This window comes from Streptomyces sp. NBC_00212 (assembly GCF_045206365.1).
Lineage (GTDB): Bacteria > Actinomycetota > Actinomycetes > Streptomycetales > Streptomycetaceae > Streptomyces.
Genome location: NZ_CP108115.1, coordinates 6,083,271 through 6,100,145, shown reverse-complemented (window position 1 = coordinate 6,100,145; position 16,875 = coordinate 6,083,271). Strand labels below are relative to the sequence as shown.

General features: G+C 72.1%; 13 protein-coding genes. 10 read left to right on the top strand and 3 right to left on the bottom strand.

From position 1 onward, the window contains the following. Window positions 1–239 precede the first annotated feature (239 nt). The 7 genes from OHA17_RS27840 to OHA17_RS27810 all read left to right on the top strand — a co-directional run bounded on the left by OHA17_RS27840 (window position 240) and on the right by OHA17_RS27810 (window position 8,737). Complete coding sequence (locus OHA17_RS27840; protein WP_406508838.1) at window positions 240–1,295, top strand: MBL fold metallo-hydrolase; 1,056 nt, start codon at window positions 240–242, stop codon at window positions 1,293–1,295. A gap of 597 nt (window positions 1,296–1,892) precedes the next feature. Next, the gene (locus OHA17_RS27835) at window positions 1,893–3,119 is read left to right on the top strand and encodes a prenyltransferase/squalene oxidase repeat-containing protein (protein ID WP_406508837.1); all 1,227 of its coding nucleotides are present in this window, start codon (window positions 1,893–1,895) and stop codon (window positions 3,117–3,119) included. Beyond that, window positions 3,119–3,763, top strand: coding sequence for an SCO2322 family protein (locus OHA17_RS27830; RefSeq protein WP_406508836.1), 645 nt, complete (start codon window positions 3,119–3,121; stop codon window positions 3,761–3,763). Before OHA17_RS27835 ends, OHA17_RS27830 begins: the two co-directional genes overlap by 1 nt. Before the next feature lie 264 nt (window positions 3,764–4,027). Then, window positions 4,028–5,119: an energy-coupling factor transporter transmembrane component T gene (locus tag OHA17_RS27825; protein WP_406510828.1), complete on the top strand. Its 1,092-nt coding sequence runs from the start codon at window positions 4,028–4,030 to the stop codon at window positions 5,117–5,119. After that, window positions 5,116–7,179, top strand: a complete 2,064-nt coding sequence (locus tag OHA17_RS27820) for an ATP-binding cassette domain-containing protein (RefSeq protein ID WP_406508835.1) — start codon at window positions 5,116–5,118, stop codon at window positions 7,177–7,179. Before OHA17_RS27825 ends, OHA17_RS27820 begins: the two co-directional genes overlap by 4 nt. Window positions 7,180–7,187: 8 nt before the next feature. Then, the gene (locus OHA17_RS27815) at window positions 7,188–8,006 is read left to right on the top strand and encodes an ECF transporter S component (RefSeq protein WP_406508834.1); all 819 of its coding nucleotides are present in this window, start codon (window positions 7,188–7,190) and stop codon (window positions 8,004–8,006) included. 308 nt (window positions 8,007–8,314) lie between these two features. Then, window positions 8,315–8,737 (top strand): transglycosylase SLT domain-containing protein, encoded by a 423-nt coding sequence (locus OHA17_RS27810; protein WP_406508833.1) that lies wholly within the window; start codon window positions 8,315–8,317, stop codon window positions 8,735–8,737. On the opposite strand, the gene OHA17_RS27805 is transcribed toward OHA17_RS27810, so the two are convergent. Further along, a complete protein-coding gene (locus tag OHA17_RS27805) occupies window positions 8,734–9,945 on the bottom strand; it encodes an alpha/beta hydrolase (RefSeq protein ID WP_406508832.1) in 1,212 nt (403 codons plus the stop codon). The genes OHA17_RS27810 and OHA17_RS27805 overlap by 4 nt on opposite strands. Before the next feature lie 470 nt (window positions 9,946–10,415). Further along, entirely contained in the window at window positions 10,416–11,585 is a 1,170-nt protein-coding gene (locus tag OHA17_RS27800) for a steroid 3-ketoacyl-CoA thiolase (protein ID WP_053727142.1), read from the bottom strand. Window positions 11,586–11,822: 237 nt separating this feature from the next. On the opposite strand from OHA17_RS27800, the gene OHA17_RS27795 reads away from it, so the two are divergent. The 3 genes from OHA17_RS27795 to OHA17_RS27785 all read left to right on the top strand — a co-directional run bounded on the left by OHA17_RS27795 (window position 11,823) and on the right by OHA17_RS27785 (window position 14,897). Next, window positions 11,823–13,070, top strand: a complete 1,248-nt coding sequence (locus tag OHA17_RS27795) for a cytochrome P450 (protein ID WP_398871350.1) — start codon at window positions 11,823–11,825, stop codon at window positions 13,068–13,070. Window positions 13,071–13,152: 82 nt separating this feature from the next. Beyond that, window positions 13,153–14,124 carry a phosphotransferase family protein gene (locus OHA17_RS27790; RefSeq protein ID WP_406508831.1) on the top strand — a complete coding sequence of 324 codons (972 nt, stop codon included), beginning with the start codon at window positions 13,153–13,155 and terminating at the stop codon, window positions 14,122–14,124. Window positions 14,125–14,186: 62 nt separating this feature from the next. Further along, window positions 14,187–14,897: a pyridoxamine 5'-phosphate oxidase family protein gene (locus OHA17_RS27785; protein WP_406508830.1), complete on the top strand. Its 711-nt coding sequence runs from the start codon at window positions 14,187–14,189 to the stop codon at window positions 14,895–14,897. Here the strand turns inward: OHA17_RS27785 and OHA17_RS27780 are convergent. After that, window positions 14,801–16,861: a bifunctional glycosyltransferase 87/phosphatase PAP2 family protein gene (locus OHA17_RS27780; protein ID WP_406508829.1), complete on the bottom strand. Its 2,061-nt coding sequence runs from the start codon at window positions 16,859–16,861 to the stop codon at window positions 14,801–14,803. The genes OHA17_RS27785 and OHA17_RS27780 overlap by 97 nt on opposite strands. Window positions 16,862–16,875 lie beyond the last annotated feature (14 nt).

The window sequence follows — 16,875 nt, the reverse complement described above, 5'->3', positions numbered from 1 at the left end:
TGCCTGACTTCGTTTGCCTGACTTCGTTTCAGAACTGATACCAGTTCTAGTTGCAGGAGTCCACGGACTGAGCAACGCGGCGGTATCACCGGTTGGGCCGTGTCCGCTTGCCGAAAACTGGTTGACCCAACCAACCACTGAAACCAGTTCTAGTTATAGTGAGGGGGAAGCGTGCCGCCGGGCGTGCACCCAGAGGGATTCCGTGCGCCCAGCGGGACTCCCGGAGAGACGAGGACTCCATGCCGCAGGAGCCAGCCGCGCCTCAGGTGACCGACCACGGTGGCGGCGTCCACTCCATCAAGGTGCCGATCCCGGACAATCCGCTGGGCCACACCCTGGTCCACCTCGTCGACACCGACCGGGGCCCGGTGCTCGTCGACACCGGATGGGACGACCCGGCCTCCTGGGACACTCTGGCCGCCGGCCTTCGCGCGCTCGGCACGGACGTCTCGGCCGTCCACGGCGTGGTCATCACCCACCACCACCCCGACCACCACGGGCTCTCCGGCCAGGTCCGCGAGGCCTCCGGCGCGTGGATCGCGATGCACGCCGCCGACACCGCCGTCGTACGCCGCACCCGCGAGGCCGAACCGGGCGTCTGGCTGGACTACTTGTGCGCCAAGCTGGCCGGGGTCGGCGCGCCCGAGGAACACATCGCCCCGCTGCGCGAGGCCCGCGCCTCGGGCCGGATGCGGACCCTGCCGGGGCTGCGCGCCGCACTGCCCGACCGCGAGATCGTGCCCGGCGACCTGCTGCCGCTCGCCGGGCGCCGGCTCCGCGCGATCTGGACGCCGGGGCACACGCCGGGCCACGTCTGCCTCCACCTGGAAGAGGCCCACCCCTCCCAACTCCCGGGAAACGGCCGCCTGTTCAGCGGCGACCACCTGCTGCCCGGCATCACCCCGCACATCGGCCTGTACGAGGACCCTGACGAGGGCGGCGCGGCCGACCCCCTCGGCGACTATCTCGACTCCCTCGAACGCATCGGCCGCCTCGGAGTCGCCGAGGCGCTCCCGGCCCACCAGCACGCCTTCACCGAGCCGGCCTCGCGGGTGAGGGAGCTCCTGACCCACCACGAGGACCGCCTGACCGGCCTGCTGGCCCTCCTCTCCACCCCCCTCACCCCCTGGCAACTCGCGGAACGCATGGAGTGGAACCGGCCGTGGTCCCAGATCCCGTACGGGTCGCGCACGATCGCGGTGTCGGAGGCGGAGGCGCATGTGCGGCGCCTGGAGAAGCTGGGGCGGGCGGAGCGGGTGGTGGGGGGCGGGGTGGTGCGGTACCGGGCGGTTTAGGGTGGCTTTTCCCCACCCCGCCCCTTCCCGAGACCCTCCGGGGGATGTCGATCGGCTGCGGCCCGTCGTCACCCTGGGGCTCCGCCCCGGACCCCGTTCGCGCCTGAAGGGCGCTCGTCCTCAAACGCCGGACGGGCTGAAGATGCCAGTGCTGGCCAGGGTCCACGCTGCTAGGGGCGCGGGGAACTGCGCGACCAGCCACGCACGGCCCGCAGCCGAAACCTGTCCCAACGGGGTCTGGGGCGGAGCCCCAGTGCATCCCGCCGGGCCGCATCACCGCCCGGGGCGGGGAAGGCCCCGCAGGGCGCCCGGCCCCCGCCCGGTAGGGTGGTCGCGTCGTCGTCATGCCCGTACGGGGGGAAGCCGGTGCAATTCCGGCGCTGACCCTTCCCCAAGCTCTCGGCTCCGCTTGAGCAGGGGAGACCCCAATCCGTAAACCGCAGAAGCGCGGTGAGCCGGAATGCCCCGTCACCGCATGACCGGCTCACACGTCACCCGCACACCGCAGGTGACCGGCACCGTCGAGGCATACGGAGCCGGAGCCGGGTGCCAGCGCGCCCGTGCCCGCGCTCCCCCGCAGGAGAGGCACCGCCCGCCATGACCGTACGCCGCTGCGCCGCAGCGCTCGCCGCCGCCACCGCCGTCCTTGGCGGTGCCGCCCCGGCGGCATTCGCCGACGGCACGCCGTCCCCCGCGGCGGTCCCGCCCGGCCTGTACGGCACGAAGGACCCCCAGTACGACGGTGTCTTCCGGCAGTCCCTCGCCTTCCTCGCCCAGGAGAAGGCGAACGTCAAGCCCGCCGAGCAGGCCGTGGCCTGGCTCGCCGGCCAGCAGTGCGCCGACGGCTCCTTCATGTCGTTCCGCGCGGACACCGCCAAGGCCTGCGACGCGACGAAGCTGGACACCAACGCCACCTCCGCCGCCGTGCAGGCCCTCGTCGCGGTCGGCGGTCACACCGATGCCGTCAAGAAGGGCATCACCTGGCTGAAGTCGGTGCAGCAGGACGACGGCGGCTGGCCGTACACGCCGGGCATGGGCGGCAGCGACGCCAACTCCACCGGCATCGTGATCGGCGCGCTCGCCGCCGCCGGCGAGAAGCCCGCCGCCGTGAAGTCCGCGAAGGGCGGCAAGTCCCCCTTCGACGCGCTGCTCACCTTCGCGCTGCCCTGCGAGGACCCCACCGGCGCCGGCGCCTTCGCCTTCCAGCCGGACCCCAAGACGCAGAAGCTGTACGCCAACGCCGATGCGACCGCCGCCGCCGTGACCGGCTCGCTCGGCAAGGGCCTCACCGCCACCGCGGGCCAGGCCGACGGCAAGGGCGCGGCCTGCGAGAAGGCCACCACCCCCGAGCAGGCCGCGCACAACGGCGCCGCCTACCTCGCCAAGACGCTGGCCCCGACCGGGTTCCTGAAGTCCACGATGCCGGGCGCCGCCGACCAGCCCGACTTCGGCAACACCGCGGACGCGGTCGTCGCCCTGGCCGCCGACGGCATGGCCCAGCAGGCCAAGGCCTCCGCCGACTGGCTGTCGAAGAACGCCGCCGCCTGGGCCAAGGAGAACGGCCCCGCCGCCTACGCCCAGCTCGTCTTCGCCGCCGACGCCACCGGCGCGGACCCGAAGAACTTCGGCGGCACGAACCTGATCCAGTCCCTGAACGCCACGGGCCCGGCCCCCCAAGCGGCCCCGTCATCGGCCCCCGCCGCGGAGTCCAAGGAAAAGAAGAACGACGGAATCTCCGTCTGGTGGATCGTCGGCGTCGGCCTGGTCGCCGGTATCGGCGTCGGCTTCCTGATCAGCGGCCGCAAGAAGAACCAGCAGCTGTGATGCGGACGCGACTCGCTTCGTTCGCGGCCCTGCTCCTCACGCTGGTGGCCCTTGCCGCCGGTACGGGCTCGGCGCAGGCGGCCGGGTACCGGTACTGGTCCTTCTGGGACCTGGCCGGTGACAACTGGACGTACGCCACCCAGGGCCCGGCGTCCGCGCACCCCGGCGACGGCTCGGTCCAGGGCTTCCGCTTCGCGGTGAGCGCGGACTCCAAGGACGCGTCCCAGCCGCGTACGACGCCGTCCTTCGAGGCGGTGTGCGCTGCGACGCCGACCAAGGACGGCACGAAGCGGGTCGCGCTGGTCATCGACTTCGGTACGCCCCAGGACGCCAACCAGGGCGAGACCCCGCCCGCCCCGCGCACCGCCTGCGCCCAGGTGTCCCCCGACGCCACCAGCGCCGACGCCCTGGCCGCCGTGGCCAAGCCGCTCCGCTACAACAGCGCGGCCCTGCTGTGCGCGATCGCCGACTACCCGCGCACGGGCTGCGGCGAACAGGTGGCCAACCCGTCGGCGGCCAAGCCCGCCGAGCCCGCGAAGACCGAGCACGACAGCGGCCCTTCGGTGGGCCTCCTGGCAGGAGTGGCAGCGGTCGTGGCCCTGGGCGCGGCAGCGATCTGGCAATCCCGCCGCCGTAAGAACTGACCCGGGATGCCCGACGAGAAGCCCCTTCCGCCGAGCCCGACCCCGGCGAACGCGGCACCCGGCGCGGCCCCGAGCCCCCTGGCCAGCCCCCACGATCGGCAGCCGCCGACGGCGGGAACCTCCCACGGGGAGGCCTGCACGTACCCACTCAGTAGTACGGGTGGTGCGGGTGGGAAAGACGGCCCGGCCGCAGGCCGGGCGCCCGCCCACCGGCCCGCAGCCGAAACTCGCACCCCCCGCTCTCGAAACACCCCGAGCCGGAGGCTGACCGCCCCCGAGGCGAGCCGGAGCAACGCCGTGCACCCCGGCGCCTGGTGGCTCTGGGCGCTGGGCCTCGCCACAGCCGCGTCGAGAACGAACAACCCCCTCCTGCTCGGCCTCCTCGTCGGCGTCGCCGGATACGTCGTGGCGGCCCGCAAGACGGACGCCCCCTGGGCCCGCTCGTACACCGCGTTCATCAAGATCGGCCTGTTCGTCGTCGGCCTGCGCCTCGCCTTCAACCTGGTCCTCGGCTCCCCGATCCCCGGCAGCCACACGCTGCTCACGCTCCCCGAACTCCCGCTCCCCGACTGGGCGAAGGGCATCCGCGTCGGCGGCCGGGTCACCGCGGAGGGCATGCTCTTCGCCCTGTACGACGGGGCGCGCCTCGCCACGCTGCTGATCTGCGTGGGCGCGGCGAACGCCCTCGCCAACCCGGCCCGGCTCCTCAAGTCCCTGCCCGGCGCCCTGTACGAGGCCGGGGTCGCGGTCGTCGTCGCGATGACCTTCGCGCCGAACATGGTCGCCGACGTCGTACGGCTGCGTACCGCGCGGAGGCTGCGCGGCCGCCCCACCGGCGGCATCAGGGCGATCGCCCAGATCGGCCTGCCGGTGCTCGAAGGCGCCCTGGAGCGCTCGGTCGCCGTGGCCGCCTCGATGGACGCGCGCGGCTACGGCCGCACCGCCCAGGTCCCCGCCCCCGTACGCCTCACCACCACTGTCCTCACCCTCGGCGGACTCCTGGGAGTCTGCGCGGGAACGTACGGACTGCTCGCCTCCGAGGGCGCCGGGTACGGCCTTCCCGTCCTCGCCGCGGGCCTGCTCGCCTCGCTCGCCGGGCTCCGCCTCGGCGGCCGCCGCCAGATCCGTACCCGCTACCGGCCCGACCGCTGGGGCCCCCGGTCCTGGCTGGTGGCCGGCTCGGGCGCGGCGGTCGCGGCGCTGATGGTCTGGGCGGGTACGTACGCTCCGGAGGCCCTCACCCTCGGGGTCGTCCCGCTGACCGCGCCGGGCCTGCCGCTGTGGCCCGCGCTGTCGCTGCTCGCCGGTCTGCTCCCGGCTTTCGTCGCACCCGTTCCACCGAAGGAGTCCCCGTGATCCGGTTCGAGAACGTGTCGGTCACGTACGACTCCGCCGAGGAGCCGACCGTACGGGGCGTCGAACTCACCATCCCCGAGGGGGAGTTGGTCCTTCTGGTCGGCCCGTCCGGGGTGGGCAAGTCGACGCTGCTCGGTACGGTCTCCGGGCTCGTCCCGCACTTCACCGGCGGCACCCTGCGCGGCCGGGTCACCGTGGACGGCCGCGACACCCGCACCCACAAGCCGCGCGAACTCGCCGACCTGGTCGGCACGGTGGGCCAGGACCCCCTCGCCCACTTCGTCACCGACACCGTCGAGGACGAACTCGCCTACGGAATGGAGTCGTTGGGCCTGGCTCCGGCGGTGATGCGCCGCCGCGTCGAGGAGACCCTGGACCTGCTCGGCCTGGCAGAGCTGCGCGACCGCCCGATCGCCACCCTCTCCGGCGGCCAGCAGCAGCGCGTCGCGATCGGCTCGGTCCTCACCCCGCACCCGAAGGTCCTGGTCCTGGACGAGCCGACCTCGGCCCTCGACCCGGCCGCCGCGGAGGACGTCCTCTCCGTCCTCCAGCGCCTGGTGCACGATCTGGGCACGACGGTCCTGCTGGCGGAACACCGCCTGGAAAGGGTGGTCCAGTACGCGGACCAGGTCATCCTCCTCCCCGCCCCCGGCGCGCCCCCGGTGATGGGAACCCCGGCGGACATCATGAAGATCTCCCCCGTCCACCCCCCGGTGGTGGCCCTGGGCCACCTGGCCGGCTGGGATCCGCTCCCCCTGTCGGTACGAGACGCCCGCCGAAGGGCCACCACCCTGCGCAACCAACTGGCCACCCACACCCCGCGGCCCCCGCAGACACCCCAAACCGACGGTGACCCCCCGCAGCCGCCTCCCCACCACGGCCACCAGCCGCAGGCGGACTCCACCACCCACGGCCATCCGCCGCAGCCGCCTTCCCACCGCGGCCGCCAGCCTCAGGCGGGCTCCACCACCCACGGCCGCCAGCCGCAGGCAGCTCCCGCCACGTACGGCCACCCGCCGCAGGCGGCCCCCACCGACGGCAGTCGGACGCCGACGGCGAGTACTCCCCACGGCGAGACCCGCACCACCCCACCCGCCAGCACGACCGGCGCGCCCTCCACCCACGACCCGCAGCCGCCGACGGCGGGAACGCCCCACGAGGAGACCCGCACGTATCCACCCACAAGCACGGGTGGTGCGGGTGGGAAAGACAGCCCGGCCGCAGGCCGGGCGCACTCCCACCGGCCCGCAGCCGCAAAGCGCACCCTGGCCAACCTGTTCCGCCGCCCCCCGGGCACCCCCACCGCCCCCGCCACAGCGACCGCCACCGCCTTGGGCGTACGCCGCGGCCGTGTGGAGGCGCTGCGCCGCGTGGACCTCAAGGTCACCCCGGGCGAGACCATCGCCCTGATGGGCCGCAACGGCGCCGGAAAGTCGACCCTGCTGGGCACCCTCGTGGGGATGATCGAGCCGACCCAGGGCAGCGTCACCGTGGGCGGCCGCACCCCCCACCGCACCCCGCCGAGGGAACTGATCCGCGAGGTCGGCCTCGTACCGCAGGAACCAAGGGACCTGCTGTACGCGAACACCGTCGCCGCGGAGTGCACCGCCGCGGACGAGGACGCCGGGGCGACCCCGGGGAGCTGCCGCGACCTGGTGACCGCGCTGCTCCCGGGCGTACGGAACGACACGCACCCCCGCGACCTCTCCGAGGGCCAGCGTCTGGCCCTCGCGCTGGCGATCGTCCTGACCGGCCGCCCTCCCCTGCTCCTCCTGGACGAGCCGACCCGCGGCCTGGACTACGCGGCGAAGGCCCGCCTGGTCGAGGTGTTGCGGGCGCTCGCCGCCGAGGGCCATGCCATCGTGCTCGCGACCCATGACGTGGAGCTGGCCGCCGAGCTCGCGCACCGTGTCGTGATCCTCGCGGGCGGTGAGGTCGTGGCGGACGGCCCGACCGCCGAGGTCGTCGTCTCCTCCCCCGCCTTCGCCCCGCAGGTCGCCAAGATCCTCGCCCCGCAGCACTGGCTCACCGTCCCGCAGGTACGCGAGGCCCTGTCATGAACCCTGTCATGGCCCCCGTCATGAAGGGGAGCGCAAGACCCGTCCGCCTCGGCCCCCGCGCGGTGATCTCCCTCTCCCTCATCACCCTGATCGGCATCGCGGCCTTCGGCTGGCCGCTGCTCGCCGACGCAGACTCCGGCCTCGCGCACGCCCAGGACGCCCCCTGGCTCTTCGCCGCCCTGCTCCCCCTCCTCGTGGGTGTGGTGATCGCCACGATCGCCGACGACGGCATGGACGCCAAGGCCGTCGCGATGCTCGGCGTGCTCGCCGCGGTGGGCGCCGCGCTGCGCCCGCTGGGCGCGGGCACGGCCGGCCTGGAGCCGATGTTCTTCCTGATGGTGCTGAGCGGCCGGGTGCTCGGCCCGGGCTTCGGCTTCGTACTCGGCTCGGTGACGATGTTCGCCTCGGCCCTGCTGACCGGCGGGGTCGGCCCGTGGATGCCGTTCCAGATGCTCGCGATGGGCTGGTTCACGATGGGCGCGGGCCTGCTGCCGGGCCCGCACCGCCTGCGCGGCCGGGCCGAGCTCGCCCTGCTCGCGCTGTACGGGGCGCTGGCCTCACTCGCGTACGGCACGGTCATGAACCTCCAGGGCTGGACCTTCATCGGCGGCATGTCCTCGGGCATCTCCTTCCACCCCGGCGACGCACTCCACGACAACCTGATCCGCTTCTTCGCGTACTGCGCGGCCACTTCGCTCGGCTGGGACCTGGGGCGGGCGGCGCTCACGGTCGTACTGACCCTCACCCTCGGCGCCACTCTGCTCAAGGCGTTGAGGCGTGCGACGAGGCGCGCCGCCTTCGAGGCCCAGGTCACATTCGAGGCCTGAAAAGGGTCCTGCCGGGGTGAGGCCGCCCACAGGACCTTGGTCCCCTACGAGGCGGGATAGTGGCCCCAGAACATGATCCACAGGGCCCCTCGCGCCCGCACTGACCTGCATTTATCCGTCCCTTACACCCCCAGGGACGTTTCACCTGTCGTGCGACTCCCACTAGTAAATGGGGTCATTGCGGCCACCCATCGAGCCAGTTACAACTGTTCGAGTCGCCGGAACCGCCCGGTCCGCTCGCCGGGCTGATTCATTACGGGTTCCCTCGCCGTGGAGGTCTTCGAACCTCCGGCGGAGCGCGACGGCCAATGTCCCCGAAGTTAGGTATCGCCTTGTCTTTCGCCGCCCGTTTCACCGCTCGCAAGAAGTCCATTGCCGCCGCCGGCGCCACGCTGCTCGCCGCTGCCGGTGTCGCCATGGCCGCCGTCCCGGCTCAGGCCGCACCGACGAGCGCCCAGGCGATTGCGAAGCAGATGATGCCGGACGCGCAGTTCCAGTGCTTCAGCAAGATCGTGAACCACGAGTCCGGCTGGAACCCGTCCGCCAAGAACGCCTCCTCCGGCGCGTACGGCCTGGTCCAGGCCCTGCCCGGCAACAAGATGGCCTCGGCCGGCGCCGACTGGCAGACCAACCCGGCCACCCAGATCAAGTGGGGCCTGGGCTACATGAACGAGCGTTACGGCAGCCCGTGTGGCGCCTGGAACTTCTGGCAGCAGAACAGCTGGTACTAAGCCGTACCGGCAATGGAGTCGAAGAGCCGCACGATCTGCGGCCCCGACTTCTTGAAGGCCCCGTTGTGGTCGACCGCTCCCTGGTCGACGACCGGGGCCTTCTTTCCGTGTGCGGCCAGCTGCCGGGCACAGCTGAGCGTGTTGGCGATCGGCACGTCGGTGTCCCCGGTGGCGGTGTAGAGCCGCACGGGCACGGCGGGTTTCCAGTCACAGGTGTGATCGTTGTCCCGCATGGCGTCGAGCAGGGCACCGCGCGGATGCTGGAGCCGCGCGTAGAAAGCGGGCGTGAGCAGGTCCTTCACATTGCCCGGCAGCGCGCCCAGGATCTCCTCCTCGGTGTGGTTCCCGTCGAGGAGCCCGTCGACGACCCGGGCGTAGGGCGCGCGGAAGGCTTCCCCGGGCTGCTTGTAAAGGGGGTGGAGCCGATTCTGAGCAGTGAGCCAGTAGGACATGTAAAGCACCCCACTGGTGTCATTGACCCGGCCGTCGAAGAGGGCAGGCACCTCTTGCCCCGCGAGGTCGTACGGTCCGGAGACCGGCGCCAGCGCCTTCAGCCGGAAGTGTGCGTCGGCCCCCTGGCTGAGCGCCTTGCCGAGCGCCATGGCGACCTGCCCGCCCTGTGAGAATCCGGTGCCGTACACGTCCCCGGTCAGCGGCCGGCCCAGCTCGCGGGCGGCGGTGCGGGTGGCCCGCAGCATGTCGAGCGAGGCGGACACGGACGAGGCGGTGTCCATGTACGGGTGCCGGCCGGGCCCCTTCCCGAGCCCCAGGTAGTCGGGCGCGGCGACGGCTCGCCCGTCGGAGGCGTGCAGATACGGCGAGAGCCGGCCGTCGTCCTCGCCGACGGAGGGCGCGTAGTCCCGGTCGACCATGGTGCCGTGGGTGTCCGCGACGAGATCGAGCCGCCCGTGCCGGCCGTCGACGGGCAGCACGAGCAGGCCGGTGGCGGTGGTGGGGCGCCCCTGCGGGGTGATGGTCCGGTACGTGACCCGGTACCCCCGCACGCCGTAGCGGACCGTGGCGCTGTCGACACCGGCGTCCTTGAGGAAGCCGGAGACCTGGGCGGGGGTGAGGTCGGAGACGGGCGTGAGGGACAGGAGGTCGCCGCGGTGTTCCTGGGTGCGGGCCTGGGCGAGCGGCGCGACAGCCCCAACTGTGCCGACCAGCAAGGCAGTTGCAACGGCGACCCGAGCGATTGACTTCGTCATACGTAAACCCTGGCCGGTCCCACCCGCCCGGGACCATCCGACCAGCCCCCGAACCCGAAGGGTGCCTAGGCCCACCATGGGGAGGCCCCTTCCCCCGCCCCGACCCCCTACCGAGCCAGCCGGCGATCCCACGGGTGTCCCAACTCGGCATGCAGGGAGGCGAGTTCAACCCATTGGACGGCCAGTGGTCCGGCTTCGCAGGCTTCGCTCAGACCCAGAGCTGACCCTCCGAGCCCCGCCACTCCAACTCCATTAGGAGCGGCGGGGCTTCTGCCACAACCCGGCCAGGGGCGCGGGGAACTGCGCGACCAGCCACAGACGGCCCGCAGTCGAAAGCGGACCACACTCAGCCCCTCCGGCGTTTGAGGAGCGGGGCCCGGGGGCAGCGCCCCCGGAAACCGACCTCAGCCCACCCTCACCCCCGGAGGGTCTCGGGAAGGGGCGGGGTGGGGAAAGCCCCGCAGGGCCACCTACAGCCGCTGAATGATCGTCCCCGTAGCCAACGCCCCACCCGCACACATAGTCACCAGCGCAAACTCCTTGTCCCGCCGCTCAAGCTCATGCAACGCCGTTGCGATCAGCCGAGCCCCGGTCGCCCCCACAGGGTGCCCCAGAGCGATCGCGCCCCCGTTCACGTTCACCTTCTCCAGGTCCTGCTCGAAGACCTGCGCCCAGCTCAACACCACGGACGCGAACGCCTCGTTGATCTCGACGAGGTCGATGTCCCGCAGCGACATGCCCGCCTTGCCGAGCACCGCCCGCGTCGCGTCGATCGGCCCGTCGAGGTGGAAGTGCGGGTCGGCCCCCACCAGCGCCTGGGCGACGATCCGCGCCCGGGGCTTGAGCTTCAGGGCGCGGGCCATCCGCTTGGAGGCCCACATGATGGCCGCCGAACCGTCCGAGATCTGCGAGGAGTTGCCTGCCGTGTGCACCGCGGTCGGCATGACCGGCTTGAGCCGGCCGAGCGCCTCCAGGGACGTATCGCGCAGCCCCTCGTCCCGGTCGACGAGCCGCCACATGCCCTGCCCGGCCGCCTGCTCCTCCTCCGTCGTGGGCACCTGAACCGCGAACGTCTCCCGCTTGAAGCGTTCCTCACCCCAGGCGACCGCCGCCCGCTCCTGCGACAACAGGCCCAGCGCGTCGACGCGTTCGCGCGTCAGGCCCCGGTTGCGGGCGATCCGCTCCGCCGCCTCGAACTGGTTCGGCAGGTCCACGTTCCACTCGTCCGGCCAGGGCTTGCCCGGGCCGTGCTTGGATCCTGACCCGAGCGGCACCCGTGACATCGCCTCGACCCCGCAGCTGATCCCGACGTCGATGACGCCCGCCGCGATCATGTTGGCGACCATGTGGCTGGCCTGCTGCGAGGATCCGCACTGGCAGTCCACGGTGGTCGCGGCGGTCTCGTACGGCAGCCCCACCGCGAGCCAGGCGTTGCGCGCCGGGTTCATGGACTGTTCGCCGGCGTGCGTGACCGTACCGCCGACGATCTGCTCGACGCAGTCGGCGTGGATGCCGGTGCGGCCGAGGAGTTCGCGGTACGTCTCGCCCAGCAGGTAGGCGGGGTGCAGATTGGCGAGCGCGCCTCCGCGCTTGCCGATGGGCGTGCGTACGGCTTCGACGATGACGGGTTCCGCGGCCATGAGCTCGTCCTCTCCTGACACAGCCGCTGGGTGTCCCGGCACCGCACGGCCACGAACTGATACGCGTTCTAGTTCTGAGTGCAGTCTTATGAGAGCTACCCCGGGTACGCAAGGGTTGTGCACGTCCCGCGTAGGGAGTTCAGTGCGCAACAGATGCTGCCGCGACCCTTGCCTCTTCTAGAACCCGTTACTACCTTTCGGACAACTTCTGATGGACCGTCAGACATGGAGTGGCCAATGCGTTGCCCCCACCTGCCCGACGGGTTCGACTTCACCGACCCCGACCTGCTCCAATCCCGCGTGCCGCACCCGGAGTTCGCCGAGCTGCGGAAGACAGCCCCGGTGTGGTGGTGCGCCCAGCCGGCCGGCATCGCCGGCTTCCAGGACGACGGCTACTGGGCGGTGACGCGGCACGCCGACGTCAAGTACGTCTCCACGCACCCGGAGTTGTTCTCCTCCAACACCAACACCGCGGTCATCCGCTTCAACGAGTCGATCAGCCGCGAGCAGATCGACGTCCAGAAGCTGATCATGCTGAACATGGACCCGCCCGAGCACACCCGGGTCCGCCAGATCGTCCAGCGCGGCTTCACCCCGCGCGCGATCCGCTCCCTGGAGGGCGCCCTGCGCGACCGCGCCCGCAGCATCGTGGACGCGGCACTGTCACAAGCCAACAAGAACAACGGCACCTTCGACTTCGTCACCAACATCGCCGTCGAGCTCCCCCTCCAAGCCATCGCCGAACTGATCGGCGTCCCCCAGGAGGACCGGACCAAGATCTTCGACTGGTCCAACAAGATGGCGGCGTACGACGATCCCGAGTACGCGATCACCGAGGAGATCGGCGCCGAGGCCGCGATGGAGCTGGTCTCGTACGCGATGAACCTGGCGGCGGCGCGCAAGGAGTGCCCGGCGAAGGACATCGTCTCGACCCTGGTCGCGGCCGAGGGCGAGGGCAACCTGCTCTCGGACGAGTTCGGCTTCTTCGTCATCCTGCTCGCGGTGGCGGGCAACGAGACGACCCGCAACGCCATCAGCCACGGCATGCACGCGTTCCTGACCCACCCCGATCAGTGGGAACTCTACAAACGCGAGCGCCCCGACACCGCGGCCGAGGAGATCGTGCGCTGGGCGACCCCGGTCGTCTCCTTCCAGCGGACGGCGACCCAGGACACCGAACTCGGCGGCCAGAAGATCAAGGCGGGCGACCGCGTCGGCATCTTCTACTCCTCCGCCAACAACGACCCCGAGGTCTTCGAGGACCCCGAGCGCTTCGACATCACCCGGGACCCCAACCCCCACCTCGGCTTCGGCGGCGGGGGCCCGCACTTCTGCCTCGGCAAGTCCCTGGCGGTCCTCGAAATCAACCTGATCTTCAACGCGGTGGCCGACGTCCTGCCCGACCTGCGCCTGGCCGGCGACCCCCGCCGGCTCCGCTCGGCCTGGCTGAACGGCATCAAGGGCCTTCAGGTAACCCGGAGTTGACCCACCCGGAACCGGGAGGCAGGGGCCATCCCCCCTACGCCCCGCCCCTGTCTCCTCCCGGGTGCCCCGTTACGCTCGCCCCATGATCAACGGGGTGGACGACACAGATCAGGGCTGGGGCGCGACCCGGCTGTGGGCGGAGAAGAGCCTGGGCGCGCGCATCGAGCGGGCGGTCGCGCTGCGCGGCGGGTGGACCTCCGAGATGCGGCGCCTGTACATCGGCGGGGAGCGGCCCCGCTCGGCCGTGCTCCGCTCCTTCGTCAAGGAGTTCTACGTACGGCACGCCCCCGGGCTGCTCACGCGCGAGGCCGCCGTCCTGACCCTGCTCGCCCGCACCGGCGTACCGGCCGCCGAGCTCATCGCCGGCGACCCGGACGGCACGCACTGCGACCACCCGTCGCTGCTCATGTCGCTGCTCCCGGGCGAGGTACGCCTCGACGCGTCCGGGGCCGACGAGCGCGCTCCGCTGCTCGCCCGCCAGCTCCTCGACATCCACCGCGTCGAGGTCGGCGCGTCCGAGCGGCCCCGCGACTACGAGGCCTGGACGGCGGCCGACCGCGTCCGGGTGCCCTCGGGCACCCGTCGGCCCGACGTCTGGCGGCGCGCCGTCGACGCCATCCGGCGCCAACCACCCCCCTATCAACCGGTGTTCCTGCACCGCGACTTCCATCCCGGCAATGTCCTGTTCACCGGTGCCGGCCCCGAGCTGCGCGTCAGCGGCGTGGTCGACTGGGTCGAGACGTCCTGGGGTCCGGCCGACCTCGACGTGGCGCACTGCTCGACCAACCTCGCGCTGCTCCACGGTGCCCCGGCCGGGCTGGCCTTCGCCGAGCAGTACGTCGCGGCGGGCGGACAGCTCGCACCCGACCCGCACGACCGCCTGTACTGGCGCCTCCTCGACGCCCTCGCCTTCGCCCCGGACGCCGAGAAGGTCGCCGACCCGTGGCGCGCCCTCGGCCGCACGGACCTCACCCCGGACCTCGTCAAGGAGCGCCTGGAGGCGTATCTCCAGGCCGTGCTCGACCTCTGTACACGGGAGGCCGTCGCCTCTTGAAGACCGCCCTTCCTGCTGAAACAGTTGATCTGGAGCACCCCCGCAACTGAATCGGCAGGAAAATGGACGTAGAGCGACCGGATCAACACAATCAGCCGACACCGGTGGAACTGGCTGTCACCGAGCGGACCCGGCACCGGCGGCTGCGTGACCAGGGCAGTACCCGGGTCGCGGATCTCGACGCGATCCTGAGGGCCGGGTTCGTGTGTCACCTCGGGGTCGTCGTCGACGGCACGCCGATGGTGGTGCCGACCGTGTACGGCGTGGACTTCGAGAGCCGGACGCTGTTCGTGCACGGCTCGGTCGCCAGCCGCAGCATCGTTCAGGCGCCGACGGCGACGGTCTGCGTGAGCGTCACACACGTCGACGGGCTCGTGCTCGCCCGCTCGGTCTTCGAGCACGGCGTCAACTACCGCAGCGCGATGGTCTACGCCGTGCCCCGGCTCATCACCGGCGGGGACGAGCTCCTGCACGGGCTCAGGGTCGTCACCGAGCACTGCGCGCCGGGCCAGTGGGACTACGCGCGGCAGCCCAACTCCCGTGAACTGGCGGCCACTTCACTGCTCGCCCTTTCCCTGGAGGAGGCGTCCGTGAAGGTGGCCGCGGGCCCGCCCGACGACGGGGACGGGCCCGACGCGGAACTCGGCCTGTGGGCCGGGGTGGTGCCGCTGCGGAGCTACTTCGGGGCGCCCGAGGCCGACCCCGCGCTGCCCGCCGGCATCGCCGTGCCCGACCACGTCGCGGCTCTGGGCGACGGCAGCCCGGGGAGCTGAACGCGGCGCGGGCCGGCGAGGACGTACACGAGCCCGAAGCCGGCCGCGACGACCGCCGCGCCGCCGACCGCGTCGAGCACCCAGTGGTTGGCGGTGGCGAGGATCGCGCAGACCGTGAACAGCGGGTGCAGCACGCCGAGCAGCTTCATCCACGGCTTGGGCGCGCACAGCACGATGACGACGCCGCACCACAGCGCCCAGCCGAAGTGCAGCGAGGGCATCGCCGCGTACTGGTTCGTCACGTCCGTCATCACGCCGTAGTCGGGCTTGCCGAAGTCCTGCGGGCCGTGCACCGTGTCGACGAAGCCGAGGCCCGGCATCAGGCGCGGCGGGGCGAGCGGGAAGAACCAGAAGCCGACCAGGCCGAGCAGTGTGGCGAAGCCGAGCGCGGCGCGGGCCCAGCGGTAGTCGGCGGGGCGGCGCACGTACAGCACCGCGAGGATGGCCAGCGGGATCACGAAGTGGAACGACTCGTAGTAGAAGTCGAAGAAGTTCTTCAGCCAACTCACGTGCTGTAAGCCTGAGTTGGCCCAGTGCTCGATGTTGATGCCCAGGGCCCGTTCCAGGCGTACGACCGTGTGGCCGTGCGCCTCTGCGGTCGCGCGGCTGCCGTCGACGGCGGACCTGATGGACGAGTAGCCGGAGTAGCCGACCCGGATCACCACGAGTTCGAGGATCAGGTTGGGGCGGGTCAGCGCGCGGTGCCAGAACGGCAGCAGCGGGAGCCGTGCCCAGCGGGCCGGGACGGGCTTGACGTACGTCGCGGGGACCGGGGTGCGGAAGCGCTCGTCGGCGCGCGGCACGAACGGCACGGCGCAGGCCGCGGCGAGCGCGACGATGAGCAGCAGGTTGTCGCGCAGCGGCTGGAGGACTGTCATGTACGGCAGGGTCACGTCGGCGGGCAGCGTCAGGGTGAGGATCACCAGGGCGGGCCAGACCTTGCGGTCGGCGGCCCGGCGCCCGGCGCGGCCGACGGCGGCGAGCAGCACCCAGAGGAGCTGGTGCTGCCAGGCGGTCGGCGAGACGGCGACGGCGACGCAGCCGGTGAGGGCGACGGCGAGCAGGAGCTGGCCGTCGCGCGCGTAGCGGACCGCGCGGCGCAGGCCGAGCGTGATCACGGCCGCGGCAAGGGCGAGGAAGAGGGCGATCTCCAGCGGGCCGTGCACGCCGAGGCGCAGGAGCGCCCCGTGCAGCGACTGGTTGGCGAGGCTGTCGGCCGGGCCGCCGAGCCCGGCCCCGGCCACGTGGTGCACCCAGTACGTCCACGAGTCGTGCGCGAGGGCGGCCCAGGCGAGCGCGGTGGCGGCGGCGAAGGTGGCGAGGGTGGCGGCGCCCGCGCGCCTGCGGCCGGTCAGCCAGAGCAGCGGGACGAAGAGCAGCATGGTGGGCTGGAGGGCGGCGGCAAGGCCGACGAGCACTCCGCAGAAGCGTTCGCCGCGCACGACGAACAGGCCGAGCAGCACGAGCAGGACCGGGATGATGCCGGTCTGGCCGAGGTGGAAGGCGTTGCGCACCGGCAGCGACACCATGAGCAGGCTGATCGTGACGGGCGCGGCGAGCAGCGAGCTGCGGCGCGGGACCGGGCCGGGCAGGGCGCGGGCCACGACCAGGCCGAGGACGACGACGAGCAGCAGCGTGCCGAACGTCCAGCCGACGCCGAGTGCCTGCTCGGCGGCGTGCGCGAGCGGCTTGAGCACGAGTCCGGCGAAGGGCGTGCCGGTGAAGTGATCGGTGCCGGCTCCGTAGAGGGAGCCCTTCGCCTGGAGGGCGCCGCCCGCGCGGGTCCAGGTCTCCAGGTCGGTCAGCCGTTCGCCGGGTGACAGGCTCAGTACGGCGGCGATCTGTCTTGCCGCGAGCACACCCGCGAGGAGCCACAGGACCACGCGGGCCGTTCGGATTCCCGGGTCCACCGTGCCGGTGTCCACCGCGCTGTCACGTCCGCCGCCGTGCTCCGCATTCGCCACGCCCCGCCGAACCT